Source organism: Parasphingomonas zepuensis, from assembly GCF_036663735.1.
GTDB lineage: Bacteria > Pseudomonadota > Alphaproteobacteria > Sphingomonadales > Sphingomonadaceae > Sphingomonas.
In genome coordinates this window covers 1-1,017 of sequence record NZ_JAXOJO010000099.1, presented here as the reverse complement: position 1 = coordinate 1,017, position 1,017 = coordinate 1, and the positions used below count along the sequence as shown (strand labels likewise).

Below are 1,017 nucleotides of genomic sequence, written 5' to 3'. Positions count from 1 at the left end.
CGCTGAGAAACAAGGGGCAGGCATCACGCCCGCCCCTCCCGGTTCCGATCAGAAACGGACACGCACGCCGCCATAGGCCGCGCGGCCATAGACGCCATAGCCATAGGCGGTGACGTATTCGGCATCGAACAGATTGTCGATCCGGCCATACACCTCCAGATGCTCGCCTAACGGCACCGACGCCCGCACGCCCGCCAGCGCATAGCCGTCCAGCCGCCGTGCATTCGACGCATTGTCGAAACTGTCGCCCACCACGCTCAGCGTCGCGCCGGTCGACAGCCCGAACGACCAGTCATAGTCCACCGACACGCTCACCGCTTGTTCAGCCCGCCGTGGCAGTCGCTTGCCGTTGAACGCCGGGCGCCCGGACCGATCCCGCGCATCGATATAGCTATAGGCTGCGACGAAGCTGAGCGCTTCAACCGGCTTCAGTGTCATCGCCGCTTCCACACCCTTGGCGCGAGTGCGGTCGATATTGCCATAGGTGAAGGTGGCATTGTCATAGTTGATCTGGTCGGTCGTATCGCGCTGGAACGCCGTGACCGACAGCATCGCGCGATCGCTGGCAAGGCTTTGGTCAACTCCGACTTCATAGCTTTGCGACCGCTCTGGGCGCAGCGCCGCATTGCCGCTGAAAGTGTCGTAAAGCTGATACAGCGATGGCGCCTTGAACCCCTCGCCATAGCTGGCGCGGATGTTGGTCGCGCCGCCATTGGGCGAGTAGTTGGCGCTCGCTCCAAAGGTGGTCGCGCCACCAAATTGGCTGTGATCGTCATGCCGAATGCCACCCGTCAGCGACAGCCCGGCAAACGGCTGAACGATCGCCAGCGCATAGACGCTGTCGATGTTCGCGCGCTCGTCCGCAGTCGAACCGAACCCGAAAAACGTGCATTCCGGCCGCTCATGCTCATATCCGAACACCAGCTTCGCCGCCTCGACCGGCGCGATCACACCCTGATATTCAAACCGCAAATTGGTGCCACTATAGCCGTAATCCGGCGTGTTCCCGCGCACGAA

Annotated in this window: 1 protein-coding gene; it reads right to left on the bottom strand. The window is 62.3% G+C overall.

Annotation, left to right across the window (positions count from 1 at the left end; translation table 11 throughout):
* Window positions 1–48: 48 nt before the first annotated feature.
* Window positions 49–1,017: TonB-dependent receptor domain-containing protein (locus tag U1769_RS25565; RefSeq protein ID WP_332720957.1), on the bottom strand; the 969-nt coding region annotated here is incomplete at its 5' end.